The sequence below is a fragment of the Kribbella sp. NPDC023972 genome, from assembly GCF_040639075.1.
Taxonomy (GTDB): domain Bacteria; phylum Actinomycetota; class Actinomycetes; order Propionibacteriales; family Kribbellaceae; genus Kribbella.
The window spans coordinates 663164-682746 of sequence record NZ_JBEZZH010000002.1 but is presented as its reverse complement, the minus strand read 5'-3'; the positions used below and the strand labels follow the sequence as shown (position 1 = coordinate 682746).

Below are 19583 nucleotides of genomic sequence, written 5' to 3'. Positions count from 1 at the left end.
GGCCCATGGCCACTCAGAAACAGCGTGCGGCGGCACGCAAGAACGTGAAGTCGGCAGCCAAGGCCGCGACGGCCAAGAAGTCGATCTCGAACATGCCGAAGAAGACCCGCACCGCGCTCGGCAAGCAGGGCGCCGCGGTCGCACAGCGCAAGCGCACCGGCGGCGACGAGCCCAAGACCCGCCAGGAGCTCTACCGCGAAGCCCAGCGCCGCGACCTCAAGGGCCGCTCGAAGATGGGTCGCGACGAGCTAGCCAAGGCCCTGGGCCACCGCTAGTACGGCGGCCGCCGAACGGTCGACGTCGTCTTCGTTCGTCGTCCAGTTGCTGACCGAGATCCGCATCGCGGCCCGGCCCTGCCAAGACGTGCCGGACATCCAGCACGTGCCCTCCTGCTGGACGGCACGCACCACCGCACGGGTTCTCTCGTCGTCGTCATCGAACCGGACGAGGACCTGGTTGAGAACGACGTCGTTCAGTACGGCGACCCCGTTCGCGGCCAACGTCTCCGCGAACCGGCGCGCCATCAGGTGACACCGCTCGACGATCTCGGCGATCCCGTCCCGGCCGAGGGCCCGGATCGCGGCGTACACCGCGAAACCGCGCGCCCGGCGGGAGAACTCGGGGTTGAACTCGAGCGCGTCGCGTTCCCCGTGCTCGTCATGGATCAGGTACGACGCGCGCACGGACATCGCGGCGCGGTGGGCTTCGGGATGGGCGCAGAGGACGAGGCCGGAGTCGTACGGAACGTTCAGCCACTTGTGCGCGTCGGTGGCCCAGGAGTCGGCCTGCTCGATGCCCTTCAGCAGCGGCTTGAGCTTGGGGCTCACAGTTGCCCACAGTCCGAAGGCGCCGTCCACGTGCACCCAGGCACCGACCGCATGTGCTCGGTCGCAGATCTCGGCGATGGGATCGATTGCTCCGGTGTTCACGTTGCCGACTTGGGCGCAGACGATCGTCGGGCCGTCCGTTTGGAGGGCTGCGGCGAGCGCGTCGACCCGCATCCGCCCTTGGTCGTCGACGTCGATCGGCACGATGCAGCTCGTGCCGAGACCGAGGAAGCGCAGCGCTCGGTCGACCGTGTCGTGCCGCTCGGCGCCGGCCAGCACGCGAATCGGCGGCGCACCGATCAGTCCGTCCCGCTCGACGTCCCAGCCCTGCTGCCGGAGTACGGCGTGCCGGGCGGCGGCGAGGCCGGTGAAGTTGGCCATCTGCGCGCCGGTCACGAAGCCCACCGACGTACCGCTCGGCAGGCCGAACAGCTCGACCAACCAGCTCGCCGCGACCTCCTCGACCACAGCCGCCGCAGGTGAGGCGGCGTACAGGCCCGCGTTCTGGTCCCAGACCGTGGTGAGCCAGTCGGCCCCGAGCGCGGCCGGGGTCGCACCGCCGAAGACGAAGCCGAAGAACCGGCCGCTGCCGCTCGGCAACAGGCCGTCCTCGACCCCCTTCGCGAGCTGCGCGATCACCTCCTGCGGGTCCGTCGGCTGCCGCGGCAGCGCTCCCCCGAGCGCCTGGTGCAACTCCGCCGCCGTCGCCCGCGGCCCGACCCGCCGCTCCGGCAACCCATCGAGATACGTTATTGCCCGCTCGAACGCCTCCCCGAGCGGCCCTTTCCAGTCCGTCATGCTTTCCTTTGTACGCCGTACGCGTGTGAACGGGCGTGTGATGCTCAACCCCGATCGGTAGGAGGACGTGGTGGCGGTCACTGGCAGTCGCTGGACGGCGATCGTCGGTTATTCCCTGGTCGGCGCGGCCACCCAACTGGTCTGGCTCAACTTCGCCGGCGTAACCACCGTCGCGGCCTCGCACTACGGCGTCTCCGAGAGCGCGATCGGCTGGCTCGCTCAGGTCTTCCCACTGTTGTACGTCGTCCTTGCGATCCCTTGTGGACTTCTGCTGGATCGGTGGTTCCGCGCCGGGCTGATCGCGGGCGCCGTACTGACTGCCCTTGGCGCCTCGCTGCGCCTGATCGGCGACGACTACGGCTGGCTACTCGCGGGCCAACTCGTTGCCTCGGTCGCCCAACCGCTGGTACTCAACGCAGTCACCGGCATCACCGGCCGCTATCTGGCCCCGGACGATCGACCGAAGGGGATCGCCGTTGGCACCGCCAGCATCTTCGCCGGAATGGTCCTCGCCTTCCTGCTCAGCGCCGTCTTCGGGGCTTCCCTTGAGCCCATGCTGGCAGTGACTGCCGCCTTCTGCGTTGCGGCAGCCGTCGTACTGATCGCTGCCCTTCGTGATGAGGGCGCCTATTCAGCGACGCGCCACCTTGAACGTGGTGCGTTGCGGATCGCGTGGGGCGACCCACTGATCCGCCGGCTGTGCGTGCTCGCGCTCTTCCCATTCGGCGTCTTCGTTGCCCTGAGCACCTTCGCACAGGCGTTGCTGGAACCGGCCGGGGTGAGCAGCAGTACAGCAAGCACCATCCTGCTCGTCAACGTCGTGGCCGGCGTACTGGGGTCTGCGGTGATCCCCGTCATCGTCGCCCGCCGCCAAGCCGAGTCCTCACACCTAGTCCTGAGCCTGAGCATCACCGCCCTAGCCTGCATAGCCCTAGCACTGACTCCAGGCGTAATCACCGCCTTCATCACCATCACCCTGATCGGCCTAGCCCTCCTCCCAGCCCTCCCGATCGTCCTAGAGCTCGTCGAACGCCGCACCGGCGAAGCCGAAGGCACCGCCGCCGGCCTAATCTGGATGTCCGGCAACCTCGGCGGCCTACTAGTCGCCGTCGCAGTCGGCCTACTCGTCAACCACCCCTCCACAGCCTTCCTCGTGATGGCCGCCATCGCCCTGGCCGCCGTACCAGGCGCACGCGCCCTCAACCAACCAATCGCCGACCTCCAATCCCCCTCCCACCCACACCCGTAGCGCCGAACCCCATCGCTCCCCGATCCTCTAAGATGGACCGGCACGTTGCACCCGCCGGTGTGGCGCAATTGGCAGCGCACCGCTCTTGTAAAGCGGTGGTTAGGGGTTCGAGTCCCCTCACCGGCTCTCTCACCAGGGCATATGCCTCATTGGTCATGATTCGGAGTCCTCCGATCCATGGTTTACCCCATGGTTTTCGGTTCCAGGAACTCCGGCATCGCCTTGTCCAGTGCGGATGCTGCCTCCGGGTTGCGTGACCTGCGTCCGAAGTAGACGTCCTGGGTCATGGATGGTCGCGACTGACCGAGTTGGTCGGCGACCTGCCGCGGGTCTGCCCGCCCTCGTCCAGCATGGTCGCAGTGGTCTTCCGGAAGATGTGCGACGTGACCCAGGCGAACTGATCGGAGGCGGATGGCTCACCTGCTCGACCTGCAAGGTCGAGCAGCGATGCGCGAACATGCCGCTTTACTCGATACACAGCGCCAGCAGAGCTTCCATTTCAGAAGGGTCCACCCGCACGCGCGCAGTCTCGATCAGGCTGAGCTTATGTATCGACCACCCCAATCGATGAGCGACGTCAGCCTGCAAGAGGCCCTCACTTGCATATGGACCGTGCCACCTGCCTATTTGCACGAGTACCGCCCACAACACCCCTGGCCGTGGTTGCCAGGAGTCTCGTGGAGAGGGCCTTCTCGATCACTCCTGCCCTCTCGCCGACACTCCAAAGTACCGCTGGAAGAACTCTTCGAGGCGAGCGAGCACACGCTGCTTCTTCTCGCCGTGGCCGCCGGCTGCCGAGAAGCGGGAGGCTGGCGGCAGAATCCTCGTGACCGCCGTGCCGGTAACGGGGATGGCGCCGTCGCGGAAGGCATGCTCGATGAACGCCTTCGTCTCCTCCGGCTTGAGACTCTCGTTGGTGATGATGGCGTCCAGTTCAGCGGTGCGCTTGGCGTCCACATAGGCGCGCCACTCTTCGTCGATCTCGCCGCTGGCAGACACGCGATCGACGAAGTCCATGATGAGATCCTTCTTGTTGCGCAGCGTCACGCTGGAGTCGATGGCACGCTGGATCTTCATGACGGCGTCCAGCTCCTTGTCTGAGCCGTTGCCACGCGCTTCGCGCCACTTCTGGACGAGCATCAGGATGTAGTCGACGTTGATCTCGACCTGTTTGATGAGCTCGATCTCGAAGACAATGTCGTCGTTGATCGACTCCTTCTCAGCTTCACCCTGTTTACGGAACTCGGCGTAGAGGTCCAGATAGACGCTGCGGTAGTCCTGGTTGTGGCGCTCGCTCAGATTCTCGTTGCCGACGAACTCATCGAACGAGGTCAGGATGTTCTGCAGGCGCAGGATGGCACCAAAAAGTGCGATGAACGCCTTCTGTGGAGCCTCACCAACAATCGGTTCGCCGAGTGGGAACTTCGTCAGTAGCTCCTGAACCCGCTCGCTGTACTCGCCGTAGTACTCGGCGTACGGCTTGAGCAGGACGATGCCACGGGCTTCCTTGTTGCCGAACAGCGCGATGGCGTCGTTGGTCTCGTCCTCGAGGTCACGGAACGAGACGATGTTGCCGTAGGTTTTGACCGAGTTCAGGATGCGGTTGGTGCGGGAGAAGGCCTGGATCAGGCCGTGGTTGACTAGTCGCTTGTCCACAAACAGCGTGTTGAGCGTGGTGGCGTCGAAGCCGGTCAGGAACATGTTGACCACGATCACCAGATCGATCTCGCGGTTCTTCAGCCGCAGCGACAAGTCCTTGTAGTAATTCTGGAACTTGTCGGCCGAAGTGTCGAAGCTGGTACCGAACGCCTGGTTGTAGTCCTGGATAGCAGCATCGAGGAAATCGCGAGACGACTGGTCGAGCGCACCGGTCTCGAAGCCCTCGTCGTCCAGGTAGTCGTCACCGACATCCTCGTTGGCTGCGTAGCTGTAGATGATGCCGATCTTGAGCCGACGGTCAGGTGTCAGCTCCTTCTGCTGCGCTTTGAACTCGGCGTAGTAGCGCTTCGCCGCGTCGATCGATGCAGTGGCGAACAGCGCATTGAAGCCGTGCACCCGCTTACCCGCCAGGGAGTAGTGCTCGGCCCGCTTAGTCTTCTGGTCGAAGTGCTCCAGCGTGTAGGCAACGACTTGGCTCAACCGCTGGGGTTCAAGCAGCGCCCGCTCGGTGTCGATCGCCGAAACCTGCTTGTCGTCGATGCCCTCGGGCAGCTTGATGGTGTTGACGTAGTCGATCCGGAACGGCAGCACGTTCTTGTCGTTGATGGCATCCACGATGGTGTAGGCGTGGATGGCCAGCTGGTGCTGCTCGGGCGGGCACTTGGTCGGGTCGCCGTGAAGGAAGCAACCGAAGGCCTGCGCCGTGGTGCGCAGGTTCGGGTTGCCACCACTGCCGGCGTTCACCGAGAAGATCGGCGTGCCGGTGAAGCCAAACAGGTTGTAGCGCTTGAACGCCCGGGTGATCGAGGTGTGCATGTCACCGAACTGCGAGCGGTGACACTCGTCGAAGATGATGACGACGTGACCGTCGTAGATCTGATGACCCTTGTTGGCGGCGATGAAGGTTGAGAGCTTCTGGATCGTCGTGATGATGATCCTGGCGCTGGGGTCTTCGAGCTGCCGCTTGAGCACCGCCGTCGAGGTGTTGGAGTTGGCCGCGCCCTTCTCAAAGCGGTCGTACTCGCGCATCGTCTGGTAGTCCAAATCCTTACGGTCGACCACGAAGAGAACCTTGTCGACGTCTGGCAGCTTTGATGCCAGCTGCGCCGACTTGAAGCTGGTCAGTGTCTTGCCCGAGCCGGTGGTGTGCCACACGTAGCCGCCGGCCGTCACGGTGCCGAGCTGCTTGTAGTTCGTGGAGATCTCGATCTTCTGCAGGATTTGCTCGGTCGCCACGATCTGGTACGGGCGCATCACGAGTAGCAGTCGGTCGGCGGTCAGGACGCAGTACTTGGTCAGGACGTTCAGCAGTGAGTGCTTGGAAAAGAAGGTCTTGGTGAAGCTATTCAGATCTTGGATCGGCCGGTTGGTGGCATCTGCCCACCACGAGGTGAACTCAAATGAGTTCGACGTCTTGCGGCCTCGCTTCGCCCCGGTGCTCTCGCTCAGGTGCTGGCGGCGTGTGGTGTTGGAATAATACTTCGTCAGCGTGCCGTTGCTGATGACGAAAAGCTGCACGTACTCGAACAGCCCCGAGCCCGCCCAGAAGGCGTCGCGCTGGTACCGGTCGATCTGGTTGAACGCCTCGCGGATGTCCACGCCGCGTCGCTTCAGCTCGATGTGCACCAGCGGCAGGCCGTTCACCAGCACCGTCACGTCGTAGCGGCTCGCATGTGCTGCGCCGCCCTCCCCAGCACCGATTTCGTACTGGTTGATGACCTGCAGGCGGTTGTTGTGGATGTTGGTCTTGTCGATGAGCTTGACGTTCTTCGTGCTGCCGTCGTCCCGCTTCAAGATCTGGACGTAGTCCTCTTGAATCCGGACAGTCTTCTCGACGATGCCCTCGTTCGCCCCAGCGATCTTCTCACTGAAGAACGACTCCCACTCGGTGTCCGAGAACGTGATCCCGTTCAGGGCTTCAAGCTGCGTACGAAGGTTTGCAACCAGGTGCACGCCGGATGCGATGTGGAGATAGTCGTAGGCCTGAGACTGCAGCAGGCCGATGAACTCCCGCTCCAGGCCGGCCTCGGACTGGTAGGCCGTCTCCGTGCCTTCGTCCGCGATGAACTCAGCGACAACGGTGCTCTCCGGGCTGACTGCGATCGGCTCGTAGCGATGTGAGCTGAGGTCGCTCATGCCCCTGCCTTCTCGAAGGTCAGCAGCTTGTCGCGGTAGTACTCGTACTGGGTGCGACGAGCGTTCCGCTCAGCGGGGAGGTCACTGCTGAGATCGTTCACGAGGGCGTGGAGCCTGTCCAGGATGCCGACGATCCGCTCCTGCTCTTCGATAGGAGGGACTGGCACCTTCACGAGTTTCAGAACATTGGCATTAAATTGAGGCTGCCCGCCGGTGCTAACCATCGCGTTGGCCTGAGCCCAATAGATGCTACTTTGAGCAAAGTGCCAATAATAGGCTGGCAACACCGCGCTATCGTTGAACCGGATTCGAATGAGGAACGAAGCGTAAACTGCTGGCTCGTCGGAGTCGACTAGCATCGTCTTGCCGTACGTTGCCCCGGTGCGCGCCATCAAGAGGTCGCCTTGCTTTACGACGTAGCCAAGAGCAGCGTCTGATATGTCAACGTACTTCGCACCCTCTGGCGAAAGCTTTCCCAACTGATTGATGTCCGTGATGCGGAGGAACCGATATTCGCCAGATTCCTGGGCACTCGCTGTAAAGCCGTACTGAAAGCTTGCCAGCTCGCCAAGAGGAACCCAGGAACTCATACCACCGTCCGCGGATGTTAGTAGGTCCTCACGATAGTACGCATATTGACGGCGCCGAGCTTCCAGCTCCGCTTCGAGCTCCGCTTCGAGCTCCGCTTCGAGCGCGCTAAGTGAGTCAAGGACATGAACGATCTCGCGCTGCACCTCGACAGGCGGAACAGGGATCCTGATCTTGGCGAGACTCTTGGCCGACACATCAATCACCTTGGTGCCGGTGGCGTACTTCTTCTTCTGGATCTGGAATCCAGGGCTCTGCAGCCAGTACGCGACGAACTTCGGATCTTGGTCATGCTTCAAGACGGTCGCGTGACCACCAGTCACGATCTGCCCGTCGCCAAGCCAGGCGACAGCCTTACCGACGTCTTCAAGGTTCTCACTGGTATTCGTGATGATGACGTCGCCCGGGTCAACCTTCGCGAGCCGAACAGCCGTCTCGGGAGCAACGAACGAGATCGTGCCCGTCGTCCAGGTGCCGTAGTACGTGTAGATCTGGCCGTAGTGGATCGCACCGACGCCAGACTCGGTGAAGTCCGTCTTCGGCATTCCGTTTCCGCGTACCAGCTCGCCGACCGCACCGAGTTCCTTGAACTCGACCCCGCTCGGGCTGAGCTGCCGGATCAGGTCGTCAATGTGGCTCACGACGCACCCTCGATTTCGGCCACAATGGCATCGATCTGCGCTCGCAGCTCCGCCTGGCGCTTAACGATCCCCCCAATCTGCTCGTTCAGAGCGGTGATGTCGACCGCCTCAGTGGTGTCCTCCTCCTCGACATAGGACGACACGGTGAGGTTGTAGCCGTTCGCAGCGATATCGTCGTTAGGGACGAGCTTGGTGAAGTGGTCAGCGTCTTCGCGAGCGACGAAGCCGTCGAGCACCTTCTGCTGGTGCTCGGGCAAAAGCTTGTTCTTATTGCCCAGGCGCTTGAACTCGGCCGATGCATCGATGAAGAGGACGCAGTTGTCCTTCTTCGACTTCTTCAGCACGAGGACGCAGGTCGTGATCGTGGTACCGAAGAAGAGGTCACGCGGCAGCTCGACAACGGTGTCGACGTAGTTGTTGTCGACCAGATACTTGCGGATCTTCTGCTCAGCACCACCACGGTAGAGCGCCCCAGGGAACTGAACGATGGCCGCGGTGCCATTGACTGCCAGCCACGACAGCATGTGCATAGTGAAGGCCAAGTCGGCCTTAGACTTCGGTGCCAGCACACCGGCCGGCGCGTACCTCGGGTCGTTGATAAGCAGCGGGTTCGCATCGCCCGCCCACTTGATCGAGTATGGCGGGTTGGACACGATCGCCTCGAACGGCTCGTCGTCCCAGTGCTGCGGATCAGTGAGCGTGTCACCGTGCGCGAGATCGAACTTCTCGTAGTTGATGTCATGCAGGAACATGTTGATGCGCGCCAGGTTGTAGGTGGTTAGGTTGATCTCCTGACCGAAAAAGCCCTGGCGGACGTTGTCCTTGCCAAGCACCTTGGCAAACTTCAGAAGCAGCGAGCCCGAACCAACCGCCGGGTCGTAGACCTTGTTAACCGACTTCTTGCCGACCACCGCGATGCGAGCCAGCAGCTCGGAGACCTCCTGCGGCGTGAAGAACTCGCCACCAGACTTGCCAGCGTTCGACGCGTACATGGTCATCAGATACTCATAGGCATCGCCGAACGAATCGATGGCGTGGTCGTTGAAGTCACCGAGGTTCAGGTCACCGATCGCGTCGAGAAGCTTGACCAGCTTCTCGTTGCGCTTGGCGACGGTGTTGCCGAGCTTGGCGCTATTGACGTCAAGGTCGTCGAAGAGACCCTTCAGGTCGTCCTCGCTGTCGGTCCCCAGCGCCGAACCCTCGATGTTCTTGAAGACTCGAGCGAGGGTCTCGTTGAGGTTCTCGTCGCCTGCGGCGCGCTTGCGAACGTTGGCGAACAGCTCGCTCGGCAGGATGTAGAAGCCCTTCTCGTCGACCGTGTCCTTGCGACCGAACTCGGCGTCCTTGTCGCTGAGCTTGGTGTAGTCGAAATCGGTGTCGCCAGCCTCGCGCTCCAGCTTGTTGAGGTAGGCGGTGAGGTTCTCGGAGATGAAGCGGTAGAAGAGGATGCCGAGCACGTAGCTCTTGAAGTCCCAGCCGTCCACACTGCCACGCAGGTCGTTGGCGATGCGCCAGATGGTCCTGTGCAGCTCGGCGCGCTGACGCTCTTTGCTCTCAGGCGCCATCAAGCAACCCCTCCGATGAGGCAGCAGGTTGATCGAGTGATGCGACAGCCGCTTGTCATATGTCCTCTCATCTACCATTCATTCGAACGTTTGTGCGACACCCGTCCCTCCAGTGCGGAGGGGCCGCACTCTAAGGATGGCAGTAACATCCCACAGTGTCAGGGAGATGGCGCGAGCCGCGAGCGTTAGCTTGCTGCCCGCATGGCATCCTCGAATCGAAGCCGAACTACTGACCTGGCTGCCGCGCCCACCCGCAGAGCAACTGTGAGGCATCCGCATCCGCCGCGACGCTCGATCCCGACTGTTGCAGATCACCTGGCGGGCGAGTGTCGCGAATCGCCCGACGGGAGGACATGCCATCCGCGTTCGGTCAGCTGACAAGTTTCTCTACGTCTTCAAGTTTCTCTCCGTCTTCAAGACGGGCCCCTTCAGGGCCCCGAAAGCGCGCCGCCACCGCAGGGCGGGCCGCCTGCCCGCCACTCCGCTTCGCTGCGCTCTGGGCGCGTCCCTTGGCTTGGCGCGCACGTGCCAACAAGGTGGCGGGTCGAAGACAGCAGAACTCGCCACCAACGATCGACACCCTGTCGATGTGGTACTCGCCCAAATGGCCGGCTATCCGCCGCCCTCGGCTGATCCATGCTCCCGTCTGCCGGTGGGCTCCCGCATCGCCCCGCTAGCAATCATGGAGAGGTGCGGTCCGGCCCGGCACGCCTCATTAGGGCGCCTACGGCGTCGCAAGCGATCGAGCAAGCTCGACCCTTGACCCCCACCGGTCCGAACCTAAGGTCGGCAGCTATCGGGGCGATGCGGAGAACTGGCCGCGCGTTTGACCCGTATCCGTCAACAGCACACTGGACACAACCAGGACGTTAGCCCTTGCCGTTCGCCCCATCGACGAATCGCCTCAAATAGACCGGTCCCCATCAGCTGGGCGCAACCGAGCGTTGATCGCATCATTTGACCAATAGCTTTCGCTGACCAGTTACCGCGACTCCCCCACGCGGTCCTCACTAAGAGGGCGGCAGCGCCATGCAAATCATGCCCACACAGCTCACCTCTGTCGTCACTCGCCATGGTTCCGAGTTCGGCGACCAATTTAGCTTCGATGTCCGCGTATGGCAACTTCGGTGGCTTCTTGGCTCGCTTGGCTGCCAGGTCGATGAGGCCAGCCAATGACACAGCCAGCGTCTTCGGATCGGCGACTTCCCCAATTGGAAATCCGTCCAAGCCCAAACCAATTGACTCAGAAATCGAAACATGCCGAAGTGCCGAAACCGGCCGCGCTAGACGACTTATTGCATCGAACTCGGTGTCGCAACCGCTCGACGCAAGATGCGCGCGTCGACTGTCGGGGTCTGAAACCACGGACAGTACCCTGCTGAGTACTGACTGGGCGCTGAAAATTAGCGTATCTAAATCATAAGCGTCCACTTGAACCAAATTGTCGCTCCGAACCGGCAGAGGCTTCCGGTCGCTGTCGATTACGCCGAGGACCCACTTGACCTGGTTCAGATCAACCAGCTCAACAACACGCAGAACCGATGGCTTGCCATTCCCTGGAATGGAGTAAATTTGCGAGGAATTCAGATGTGGATCCAACGCAGAACAGTCTGTCGGCCCTTCCAATACCATAGCTGCGCGTGGATCAACGCCCCGCATCATCAGAATATGATTGTAGATGTCATCGCCGGTCAGAAAATTTAGCATCAAATCTCCATCCCGCGCGGGTCGATCTCCGGACCGAGCGCCCTCGCTCTCTCCCACCACTTGTGAATTATCTGAGGAGAATGAGTAGCAACGACAAAGCGGAAATTTGAAAGCTCGGCTATCTTAGCGACATCATTCAGGAAGGACTGCTGCCAACCGATGTGCAGGGAAATCTCGGGCTCGTCGATGAACACAACGCTTCCCGACCTGACCTTAAACAACAGTTCATAAGTCAACACGAGCTCGTGCTGCTCGCCCGAGGAGAGCCGCCTTGGACTTATCTCACTCCCGTCCTGCATGACGAATCGAAAGCCGTTCTTCGGATCGATGGTCAACTCCTTATATATGAACCTGGAGTTAACAATCTCGCGGAGCAGGGTCACCTTTTCCAGCAATGATTGAAATGTGCTGAGCTTTTGTTCACTGTCGTCTAGATACGTCCACAGCACTCGACGCTGCCACGACTCAAGTGCTTCGGTCGGCAGCGGCAGCGGCGGCGTGGGATCCAATACTGAAATTCTGGCTAGCTGCGCGCGCAGCTCATTCTGCTCTTCATAGCGACTCCTGATGTTTTCATCAGTGACCGTCGGCGGCAATTCTCCGGCGCGAAGCAGCCGGCTGGGAAACGAACGATCCAGCTCTTGAGACTTTCTTGAGTTTTGCGCCAATGCCATGCTGAGCTTATCTACAACGTCTCTGGAATACTCTTCTACCGTGGAGGCTCTGGCGGATTCGCGAGTCGACCGAGGATCCACATCTGCCATTGTCAACAGGCGCTGAGTTTCAATGAGGTGCACAGAAAAGTCCTCAAGAAACTCGGCTAACTGTGCGGGTGCAGGATCGTCCAAGTTTGGAAAATAGACACCCGATGCCCCTAAAAACTCCAGCGTCTCCTCCTGACTCATCCTCCGACCATTCCGCGGGTTTCGCCACTGCCGTGGACCGACTTGAGTCAGCGCGGAATGTCGATCGATCCATTGAGCGACCTGCCTCGAATCAGTCGCACCGGAGGAAGGGGTCCATGTGACTGGGGCGGAGTCCGGTTCGTGAAGCGAAAATTCAAAGGCGTACTGTGCAACTGGAGCGGAGTCGGGCATTATTTCAGGTAAAGGCAGTTGCCCCACACGCACAATCCACAATTCGATGCGACCCTCAAAGTATAGCGTTGCTCGATCGAAAGGGATCTGATGCAGCGTGAATAGATCAATAGCAGCAACCGCTTTGATCAATTCGAGAATCTTCGTCTTACCAACGCCGTTTGGCCCATAGAGGATCACGAAATCCCAGGACGCAGGGAAGTCGATGTCGTGATGGAACTGACCCAGCAGACCCTCAACATCTACGCGAACAAGCGATGGCATGCATCTCCCTCTCGTGGCTATAAAATGGCAGCGCATGTAGGGTCTGTCCCACTCGAACTGATCAGATTGAACGCCGCCACTTCTCGACATTTTCGAAGCGGCAATCAGACTATGTGCCTTATCGAAGGTAGTAACGACCCCGTTACAACATTCGGCTGCTGCGTTGCCTGATCGTTACCAAGCACAACATGCCGCCAGGTGGTGGTTTGGTAGCGAAGCCATCGGCGGAGGCGTGGCTTGGTTGGGCACGGCCGGCCCTGAATCTCACGAACTGGAGACTACAAACTCATGGCATCCCGCGACTTTCACCAGGTGTGCCGCGAAGTCCCATGCCACGGAGTACTGAGCCAGGTTTCGGCCGGACAGGCGGGCCGACCAAGGGCCCGTGCCTCCTGCGAGCGGGCAACGGATCCGGCACGGTCACCGACGCATGTCCTCGACCGTGCTAGAACAAGCATTCGGAGACGAGTGCGTGGAGGTCGCCGGATCGCGTGTGCTGACACCCATGGTTTAGCCCATGGGTTTCAACGCGAAACGACGCCAGACGCCGACCGTCAACGGACCGCTCGATGAGCCCAAATCCCTGTGTCACAAGGGATCCGAGCATCAATGCATAACAACAGCAGGTGAACGCCCAGAAAGCGGTGTTAGGGGTTCGAGTCCCCTCACCGGCTCCAGCACTGACCAGGCATTACTACACAGCGTGACGATCTTCTCGGTTGCCCTGTCAATGAATCTGTCAATGGGTACCATGAGGCATGCCTCCGCGGAAGCCCGAGCGTGGCCACCTGCGCAAGCGCGGCAACTCCCATCAGGTGATGGTCTACGCCGGTGTGGACCCTGTCACAGGCAAGGACTCGTACCTGGTGGAGTCGACCACTGACGAGAAGCTGGTCGATGAGATCCAGACCCGACTCCAGGCTCAGGTCGACCGACAGCGGAACGCTGCGACAAAGGCGACCTTGGCGTACGCGCTGGAGGAGTGGCGCAAAGTCCACAAAACAGGTGAGTCCACTCTCGACAGGTACCGCGACCTTGCGGAACGGACCATCGCACCGGCCCGAAGGTCGACAGCATTCGGACAGCGCTTCGGGCCGGCGAGGCGCTACCACCGGTGAACTTCCTTCACAATCCGGGTGGCCAGTATCCCTATTTCCTCCTCGAGGGTCTGCACCGCTTCAACGCGACGTGTTACGAGCAACAGGCCGAATCTTGGCGTGGGTTGCGCAGATCGCGTGCTGCGGCGGTCCGGGGCCCGATCTCTGACCAGAGGGCGGCCCTCGACGAGCTACGTCGCATTAGCTCCGATCATGGTCGGCATGGTCTGTCAGCTCTCGCTGTCGTTGCTGTCGTTGAACATGGTGGTTGCACTGTCACGCTCAGCCTGAGCTAGTCGTGCTTGGAAGACCATCGCGAACCATTCCAACGCGCTCGTGATCGCCGAGCGCCGCTGCGGGTCTATGAGGAGGTCGAGCGAGAAGGACGGCCGAAGATTGAGCTTGGCCTGGGGAATCTCCAGACCTGCGTGCTCGATCCGCTGCCGGAACTCATCGCGTAGCGCGACATCGTCGAAGACTGGACGGCGACGCATGTGCTGAAACACCACTTCGGCCACCCCGGTTTGTGGGTAGAGCACGAGTGGCCAGGTCGACTGGAGCTCGTAGCGGGCTGGCTCGAGTGTAAGGAAGCATGACGTCTCCGCCGCGCTGCCGTAGGAGAGCTCGCCGCCCGATGCTCGCCATGCGGACAGCACATCCTGGACACCGTCCACAGCCTGCGGGTGGGATTCAGTGAGCTGGGCGAGGAAGCGCTGCCCCGCCTCCGAGTCGAGGTCGACCTTGGCGTCCGGGCGGGGTAACGGCTCACTGGCTTCCATCCCTAGTAGCGCAGCGAGGTCCGTGCCCGTCAGACGTTGTGCTGGGGCCGCCCGACCCGACACGAACGTGAGGCCTTCTGACTCGAGAAGCTGCTGCGGGTCGTCGGTGCGTCCCTCGATCTCCCAACGGAATCCCGGAGAAATCCGGCCGTCCACGGTCAGCACCCGCCAGGCGTTCAGTACTGGGTGCGTGGCCAGGTGCACGCCGACCGGGACCGGGTGGCTGCCAATGAGCTCGGCCAGATCGCCATAGGTTGTCCACGTCCCGGGAGGGATGGCGGCGCACGCGCGCCGGAGAAGCGACCAGTCCCGGCCCTCGCTCTCGTCGGTGACACCCTCGGTCGGACTCGGCCAGATGCGAAGAGCACGCTCGGCCAGGGCGTCGCTACGAGCCAGGATCTGCGCCTTGCCCCAGGTTGGCGAGTCTGCAATCTCTCGATTCATCCGCAAGGCACTCGACTGATAGATATCTTGCTTGCGTTGAAACGGACTGTTGGACAACCTGGCGTTCTCGGCGGTCAGGGTGAGATTGCCGAGGGTATGCACGATCAGCTCGTGCAGTTGCTTCGGGCCTCCCTCGTCGGTCACCTCGGCGGCCAGGAGGTCGATCCATTCCTGCGTCAGAGTCTGCGGAAGGACGTGCTCGATGGTGAGCTTGGCGCGGTCGAAGTCGACAGGTTCAGCAGCCTGGTAGCTCTCCTCGAGCCTGCGCAGGACGTAAACGCGCTGCGGGCCACGGCCGGTCCAGTAGAACGGGCGGGTGCGCACGCTGTTCCTGAGCTCAGCATCGCTCGGCCAGTACCGGCGTCGCCCGGATAGGTACCGGCGCACGACCGGGGCGATAGGCCCGGTTTCACCGACCGCGCTCGGTGAGGCGTTGAAGACGCGGTTGAGGTTGTTGGTGGGCACCTGGCAGATCATGCGCCGGGTCAGGAAACTCTCGATGTAGGCCAACGCTTCGGCAACATCGGTTGCGTCGGTAACGCCTCGGTCCAGCAGGTCGAGCAGATGCATGACGAGCGGGTAGGCGGTGGCTGCGCCCCACGCGCGAAGGCGCCGGAGGCCGACGCTGAGTTGGCAATCAGGCTCCTTCGCTGGGTCTAGGATGCGTTCGAGGTGCCGGGACCTTCGTGCCAGCTCGGCTATCTCGGCCTCGATAGCAGCCTCGTCTCCGTCGTCGATTCCCTCGAGACGTTCCTGCTGGGCACGGTAGATCTCTGACTGTTTGACGCGCACGTCGCCGCGGATGACCAGATCCAGCCATACGAGGAGCTCGAGCTGCGATCCCGTTAGCGCTTCCTGGATTGGAAGCCAGACGTCACGGTAGACATCTTCGCCGCGCTTGGGCAGTCGCATAAACAGGTAGTTGCGCAGCAGATCTGCCTGGCTGAGCTTCATGCCTGTGTTGTTGAGCGACTCGAAGATCCGGTAAACATTATCGCCCGACTCTGCGGTGATCTCGACGATTGACAGCCCGGCCCGGATGGTGTTTTCGATCCGGGTCAGGTCCTCAGCATCGTCAGGATCGTCCGTTGCAACCAATGCGGCGCGGAAGTACCGGTAGGCCTCGCTGATGTTGCCGATCCGCTCGCCAGTCGAGTGCTTGAGCATCAGCGCCCGGTAGGAATCGCGATCTGCCTGGGTCGGCAACAGACGAAGATGCTCGTCGCCCTGCCGGAACTCGTTCACGAGGTACTGCCGATGGATGCGGTCCGCGTCGCGGCTGTCGGTCTGCTCGACGTGGTCACGCAGTGCGGCCAGCGCCAGCATCAGCGTGGTGAGCCGCTGCTGGCCATCGACGACCAACCACCGCTGTACGCCGGCCGCGTGCAACGCCGGACTCGGCGCGATCACGACCGACCCGATGAAGTGCCGCGGGTGAGCCGAGGACACCGCCATGGCGCTGCTCTGCTCCACGATGTCCCTCCACAGCCGAGCGAGCTGCGGCTCCACCCAGCTGTAAGGCCGCTGGTACAGCGGAACCTGGAATTGTTTCTCACCCTGGACCAGGTCGAGGAAGCTCACCTCATGAGCGCGCATTCGTAAAGCCCTTCCTCGTGCGTTTCAAACGCCTAGCTCAGCTGAACGCATCTTCATCGTACTCAGTAGATCAGCCTGGGCACCGGTCAAGTCCCTTGTGGTGGTGTAGCGCTGCGCGATCCTGTTGGGGTTATGCGGTGAGTGCGGGCAGGTCGTCAGCTTCGATCTCAGGGTCGGTGTTGGGGACGGTGGTGAGGCGGCAGCGGGCGAGAACCTCGGCGAACAGCTCAGCTCCGCTTCACAACCGGAGGCCTTCACCTGTCAGACCGACTCACCGCCCCACGGCGGAAAGACCTCCCTGGACATCACACCTAAGCCGCCGATACTGGTGACGCCGCCACGCTCCGGAGCTAGTTCGCTTGCAGGTTCGTCTTCATCGCCGGTCAGATGTTCGACGATCCGGACGGCAACCTGGTCTACGCCGGTGACTTGGCCGTCCAGGCTCGGCAGGTGTTCGGCAATCTGGGTCGCGCGATGGCCGCGCGCAGCCCGACCAGGTCGTCAGGCTCGGCATCCATGGCGTCGGACACCGCCGCGAGTACCTGCTCGTGACCGAGCAGCCCAAGTCGGAGTTATTCAGTGACCACAACCAACTGACACTCTCATCGGCGTCGAATCGCTGGCTGTCCCGGCTACTTGATCGGCCTGGGGTCGACCGGCGACCGGTCGCGGTACCGCTCAGCCCATGCTGCAGAGGCCTGCGAATCCTCTTTGCGCCACTCGCTTTGCGGCGGCAGAACCTCGTCGTCGAGGTCGCGGAGCGCGCAGGTCGGCAAGCTTCGGCGGCTGCCGGACGCCGACTTGCGGTCCACCCTCCAGCCGCCACTCAGGCAGTGCCGCGCCGGTGTTGATGTCAACATTCGGTTTTGGGATCAGGCTCGCTCGGTTCGTCCGGTCCAACGTGGCTGTGGCTTGACCGCGATGTGAAAGCGATCTGAAAGACGGCCGCGGTTGTCTGGGTGCAAGCGGTCGTACCAAGCGATCGCGTTCGAGGGGAGCATCTGATGAATCGACGTATCTTGCCGGCAGCGGCGCTCGCCGCCGTGGGACTGCTCGGTGGTGCCCTAGCGGGAACAGTCCCGGCACAGGCACAGGTGAGTGGGGGCAGTTGCACCAGCTGGATCAGCGGTGAGCGGGGACACGGGAAGTGCAACTCCGAGCACAACGGCGGGGGACGCACCATGTACCTCGATGTGAAGTGCGACGCCTGGTGGGACGCCGACATCTACAAGGAGGCCTACGTGAGGGACGGCAGCACAGTCGAGCTGCAGGGTCACTGCCACTCCTCGGTCTCCCAGGCGTCCGCCGGCTGGAAGTGAGATTCCGCGGTCGCTCAACGCCGGTGTTAGTTCAACCAGGTGACAGGATCAGGACCGGTTTGCACCCGCCTGTTCGTGGGCGGTTTCGCTGCGCTGCGGCCCTGGCGATGCGGTCGGTTCCCTCGGAAACGGCCACTCGCCACGGTGTCTGAACCATCGCCTCCAGCACTGCGACCTCCAGCTGCAGCAAGCCACGACCCTCAATGAGCACGAGATGCGTAGACCAGGAAGCCCGTTTCCCGTGTTGGACCCCGTGGCATCTAACGCAGCATTGATGCGGTCGTGGCTCGAGGCAACGGGCGGCTTCAACATCAGCAATACCCGGTGGATCGCATCAGACGTCCGCACCGTTATCAGTAAGTATCGGAACGTCTTCCGGCTGCAGCTTTCAGTACGGCCCCGCCGAGGGCTACATGCCTTCCGTCCGAAGTAGATGTCCTGGGTCATCGACGGCCGGGACTGGTTCGGGCGGTGCCGCTTCGCACTGGTGAGTGGCGGTTTCCCGACGGCGTACAGGCACGGGCCGACGGCGGTTTGTTGACCATCCTGCCGGCGCTGATCAAGCGCCGGCAGGACCCGACCGCGGTGCTCGGGGTGGAGGACCCGACCGCGCCGAAGCGCACTGCTCGGGCCCGGCAGGGAGTCCTGCTTGTCCGCTACCAGGCGGAGCGGCCGAGTTCGCCGATGAGTTCGAGCTTCGACCGCTGGGTTTGGGGTGAGAGCGGATTTCCCTGCATCGCCGAGGCGAAGCCGCACTGCGGGGAGATTGCGAGGTTTTCGCGCGGATGGTACTTCGCCGCCTCGTCGATCCGGCGGAGTACGGTGTCGCGGTCCTCGACCACATCGGTTTTGGTGGACACCAGGCCGAGTACCACGACCTGGTCGTCCGGCACGTGCGCGAGCGGCTCGAATCCGCCGGAACGCTCGTCGTCGTATTCCAGGAACAGGTAACGGAAGTTGGTCAGCCGGGGAAACACCTGCTCGGCGATCGTGTCGTAGCCGCCGGAGGTGTGCCACTGGCCCTGGTTGTTGCCCCGGCAGATGTGCGTGGAGAACGTGATGCCCGGTTCGACGGCCACGCTGTTCAGCAGTTCCACGCTCTGTTCGAGGAACTCGGCGCGGCTGAGCCCGGCGGCTTCGTAGAAGAACGCGGCCTCGTTGATCGGGAACGTCAGGTCGGGCGCGTCCAGCTGGATGTAACGGCATCCCTGCGCCGCCAGGTCGCTGATCTCCTCGCGCAGCAGCGATCCAAGATGGGTCATGGCCTCGGAAACGTCTCGGTAGCCCGAGGTGGAGTGCTCGCCGGACCAGAACACCAGCGCGATGCTGCTCGGGCTGGGCAGGGTCACCTTGACCGGCCTGGCCGTCCGGGTCTTCACGTAGCCGAATTCCTGCCCGGCGAGGGACTCCCGGCGCGACAGCCTGCCGGTGATCAGCAGTTTCGCGTCCAGCTCGGCGAGGTCGGCTTGGTCGTCGGCGGAGTTCCAGGCCGCGTCGCCGACCATCGCGTCCACCACGTCACTTTGTCCTTGGCGGACCGGGGTGATGCCGTCCAGTACCGTGGCCAGCGAGTCGAAGTAGACGCCCCGGCGTTGTTCCCCGTCGGTGACGATCTCAATGCCCGCCGACTCCTGCAGTTCGACGGCGGCGTTCACCGCCTGGTCTTCCAGTTCCCTCAACTGTTCCGCGGTGATTTCTCCGGTGCCGAACCGTTCCCGGGCGGCGAGCAGCTCGGCCGGGCGGAGCAATGAACCGACGACGTGACTCCTAGCGATATCCATGGTGGAAACCTGACCATGTGCGACCCGGTGAGGCAA

General features: G+C 62.3%; 14 protein-coding genes and 1 tRNA gene. 6 read left to right on the top strand and 9 right to left on the bottom strand.

The annotated features are described in order from the left end of the window. Positions 1-5: 5 nt before the first annotated feature. Positions 6-275 carry a hypothetical protein gene (locus tag AB0F43_RS12405; protein ID WP_360474259.1) on the top strand — a complete coding sequence of 90 codons (270 nt, stop codon included), beginning with the start codon at positions 6-8 and terminating at the stop codon, positions 273-275. Here the strand turns inward: AB0F43_RS12405 and AB0F43_RS12400 are convergent. Next, on the bottom strand, positions 249-1625 hold the full coding sequence (locus AB0F43_RS12400) for an aminotransferase class V-fold PLP-dependent enzyme (protein WP_360474257.1): 1377 nt from the start codon (positions 1623-1625) through the stop codon (positions 249-251). The genes AB0F43_RS12405 and AB0F43_RS12400 overlap by 27 nt on opposite strands. A gap of 70 nt (positions 1626-1695) precedes the next feature. Between AB0F43_RS12400 and AB0F43_RS12395 the strand changes: the two genes are divergently transcribed. Both AB0F43_RS12395 and AB0F43_RS12390 read left to right on the top strand, forming a co-directional pair. Then, a complete protein-coding gene (locus AB0F43_RS12395; RefSeq protein WP_360474255.1) occupies positions 1696-2874 on the top strand; it encodes an MFS transporter in 1179 nt (392 codons plus the stop codon). A 53-nt stretch (positions 2875-2927) separates the two neighbouring features. Then, a tRNA-Thr gene (locus AB0F43_RS12390) sits at positions 2928-3000 on the top strand. Between the two features lie 339 nt (positions 3001-3339). Here the strand turns inward: AB0F43_RS12390 and AB0F43_RS12385 are convergent. From AB0F43_RS12385 to AB0F43_RS12360, 6 genes are all read right to left on the bottom strand, one after another. After that, on the bottom strand, positions 3340-3507 hold the full coding sequence (locus tag AB0F43_RS12385; RefSeq protein WP_360474521.1) for a helix-turn-helix transcriptional regulator: 168 nt from the start codon (positions 3505-3507) through the stop codon (positions 3340-3342). 63 nt (positions 3508-3570) lie between these two features. Next, a complete protein-coding gene (locus AB0F43_RS12380) occupies positions 3571-6669 on the bottom strand; it encodes a type I restriction endonuclease subunit R (RefSeq protein WP_360474253.1) in 3099 nt (1032 codons plus the stop codon). Beyond that, positions 6666-7898, bottom strand: coding sequence for a restriction endonuclease subunit S (locus AB0F43_RS12375; RefSeq protein ID WP_360474251.1), 1233 nt, complete (start codon positions 7896-7898; stop codon positions 6666-6668). The genes AB0F43_RS12380 and AB0F43_RS12375 overlap by 4 nt, the downstream gene beginning before the upstream one ends. After that, on the bottom strand, positions 7895-9463 hold the full coding sequence (locus AB0F43_RS12370; RefSeq protein ID WP_360474249.1) for a type I restriction-modification system subunit M: 1569 nt from the start codon (positions 9461-9463) through the stop codon (positions 7895-7897). The genes AB0F43_RS12375 and AB0F43_RS12370 overlap by 4 nt, the downstream gene beginning before the upstream one ends. Before the next feature lie 840 nt (positions 9464-10303). After that, positions 10304-11170 carry a hypothetical protein gene (locus AB0F43_RS12365; protein WP_360474247.1) on the bottom strand — a complete coding sequence of 289 codons (867 nt, stop codon included), beginning with the start codon at positions 11168-11170 and terminating at the stop codon, positions 10304-10306. After that, positions 11170-12531 (bottom strand): AAA family ATPase, encoded by a 1362-nt coding sequence (locus tag AB0F43_RS12360; protein ID WP_360474245.1) that lies wholly within the window; start codon positions 12529-12531, stop codon positions 11170-11172. Before AB0F43_RS12360 ends, AB0F43_RS12365 begins: the two co-directional genes overlap by 1 nt. Before the next feature lie 758 nt (positions 12532-13289). Here AB0F43_RS12360 and AB0F43_RS12355 point away from each other — a divergent pair. Continuing rightward, the gene (locus AB0F43_RS12355; RefSeq protein WP_360474243.1) at positions 13290-13649 is read left to right on the top strand and encodes a hypothetical protein; all 360 of its coding nucleotides are present in this window, start codon (positions 13290-13292) and stop codon (positions 13647-13649) included. Between the two features lie 209 nt (positions 13650-13858). Here AB0F43_RS12355 and AB0F43_RS12350 read toward each other — a convergent pair whose 3' ends face one another. Then, positions 13859-16432, bottom strand: a complete 2574-nt coding sequence (locus AB0F43_RS12350) for a DUF262 domain-containing protein (RefSeq protein ID WP_360474242.1) — start codon at positions 16430-16432, stop codon at positions 13859-13861. A 402-nt stretch (positions 16433-16834) separates the two neighbouring features. On the opposite strand from AB0F43_RS12350, the gene AB0F43_RS12345 reads away from it, so the two are divergent. After that, complete coding sequence (locus tag AB0F43_RS12345) at positions 16835-16999, top strand: hypothetical protein (protein ID WP_360474240.1); 165 nt, start codon at positions 16835-16837, stop codon at positions 16997-16999. A 452-nt stretch (positions 17000-17451) separates the two neighbouring features. Then, entirely contained in the window at positions 17452-17766 is a 315-nt protein-coding gene (locus AB0F43_RS12340; RefSeq protein ID WP_360474238.1) for a hypothetical protein, read from the top strand. Positions 17767-18422: 656 nt separating this feature from the next. Here AB0F43_RS12340 and AB0F43_RS12335 read toward each other — a convergent pair. Further along, positions 18423-19547: a cobalamin-independent methionine synthase II family protein gene (locus AB0F43_RS12335; protein WP_360474236.1), complete on the bottom strand. Its 1125-nt coding sequence runs from the start codon at positions 19545-19547 to the stop codon at positions 18423-18425. Positions 19548-19583: the final 36 nt, after the last annotated feature.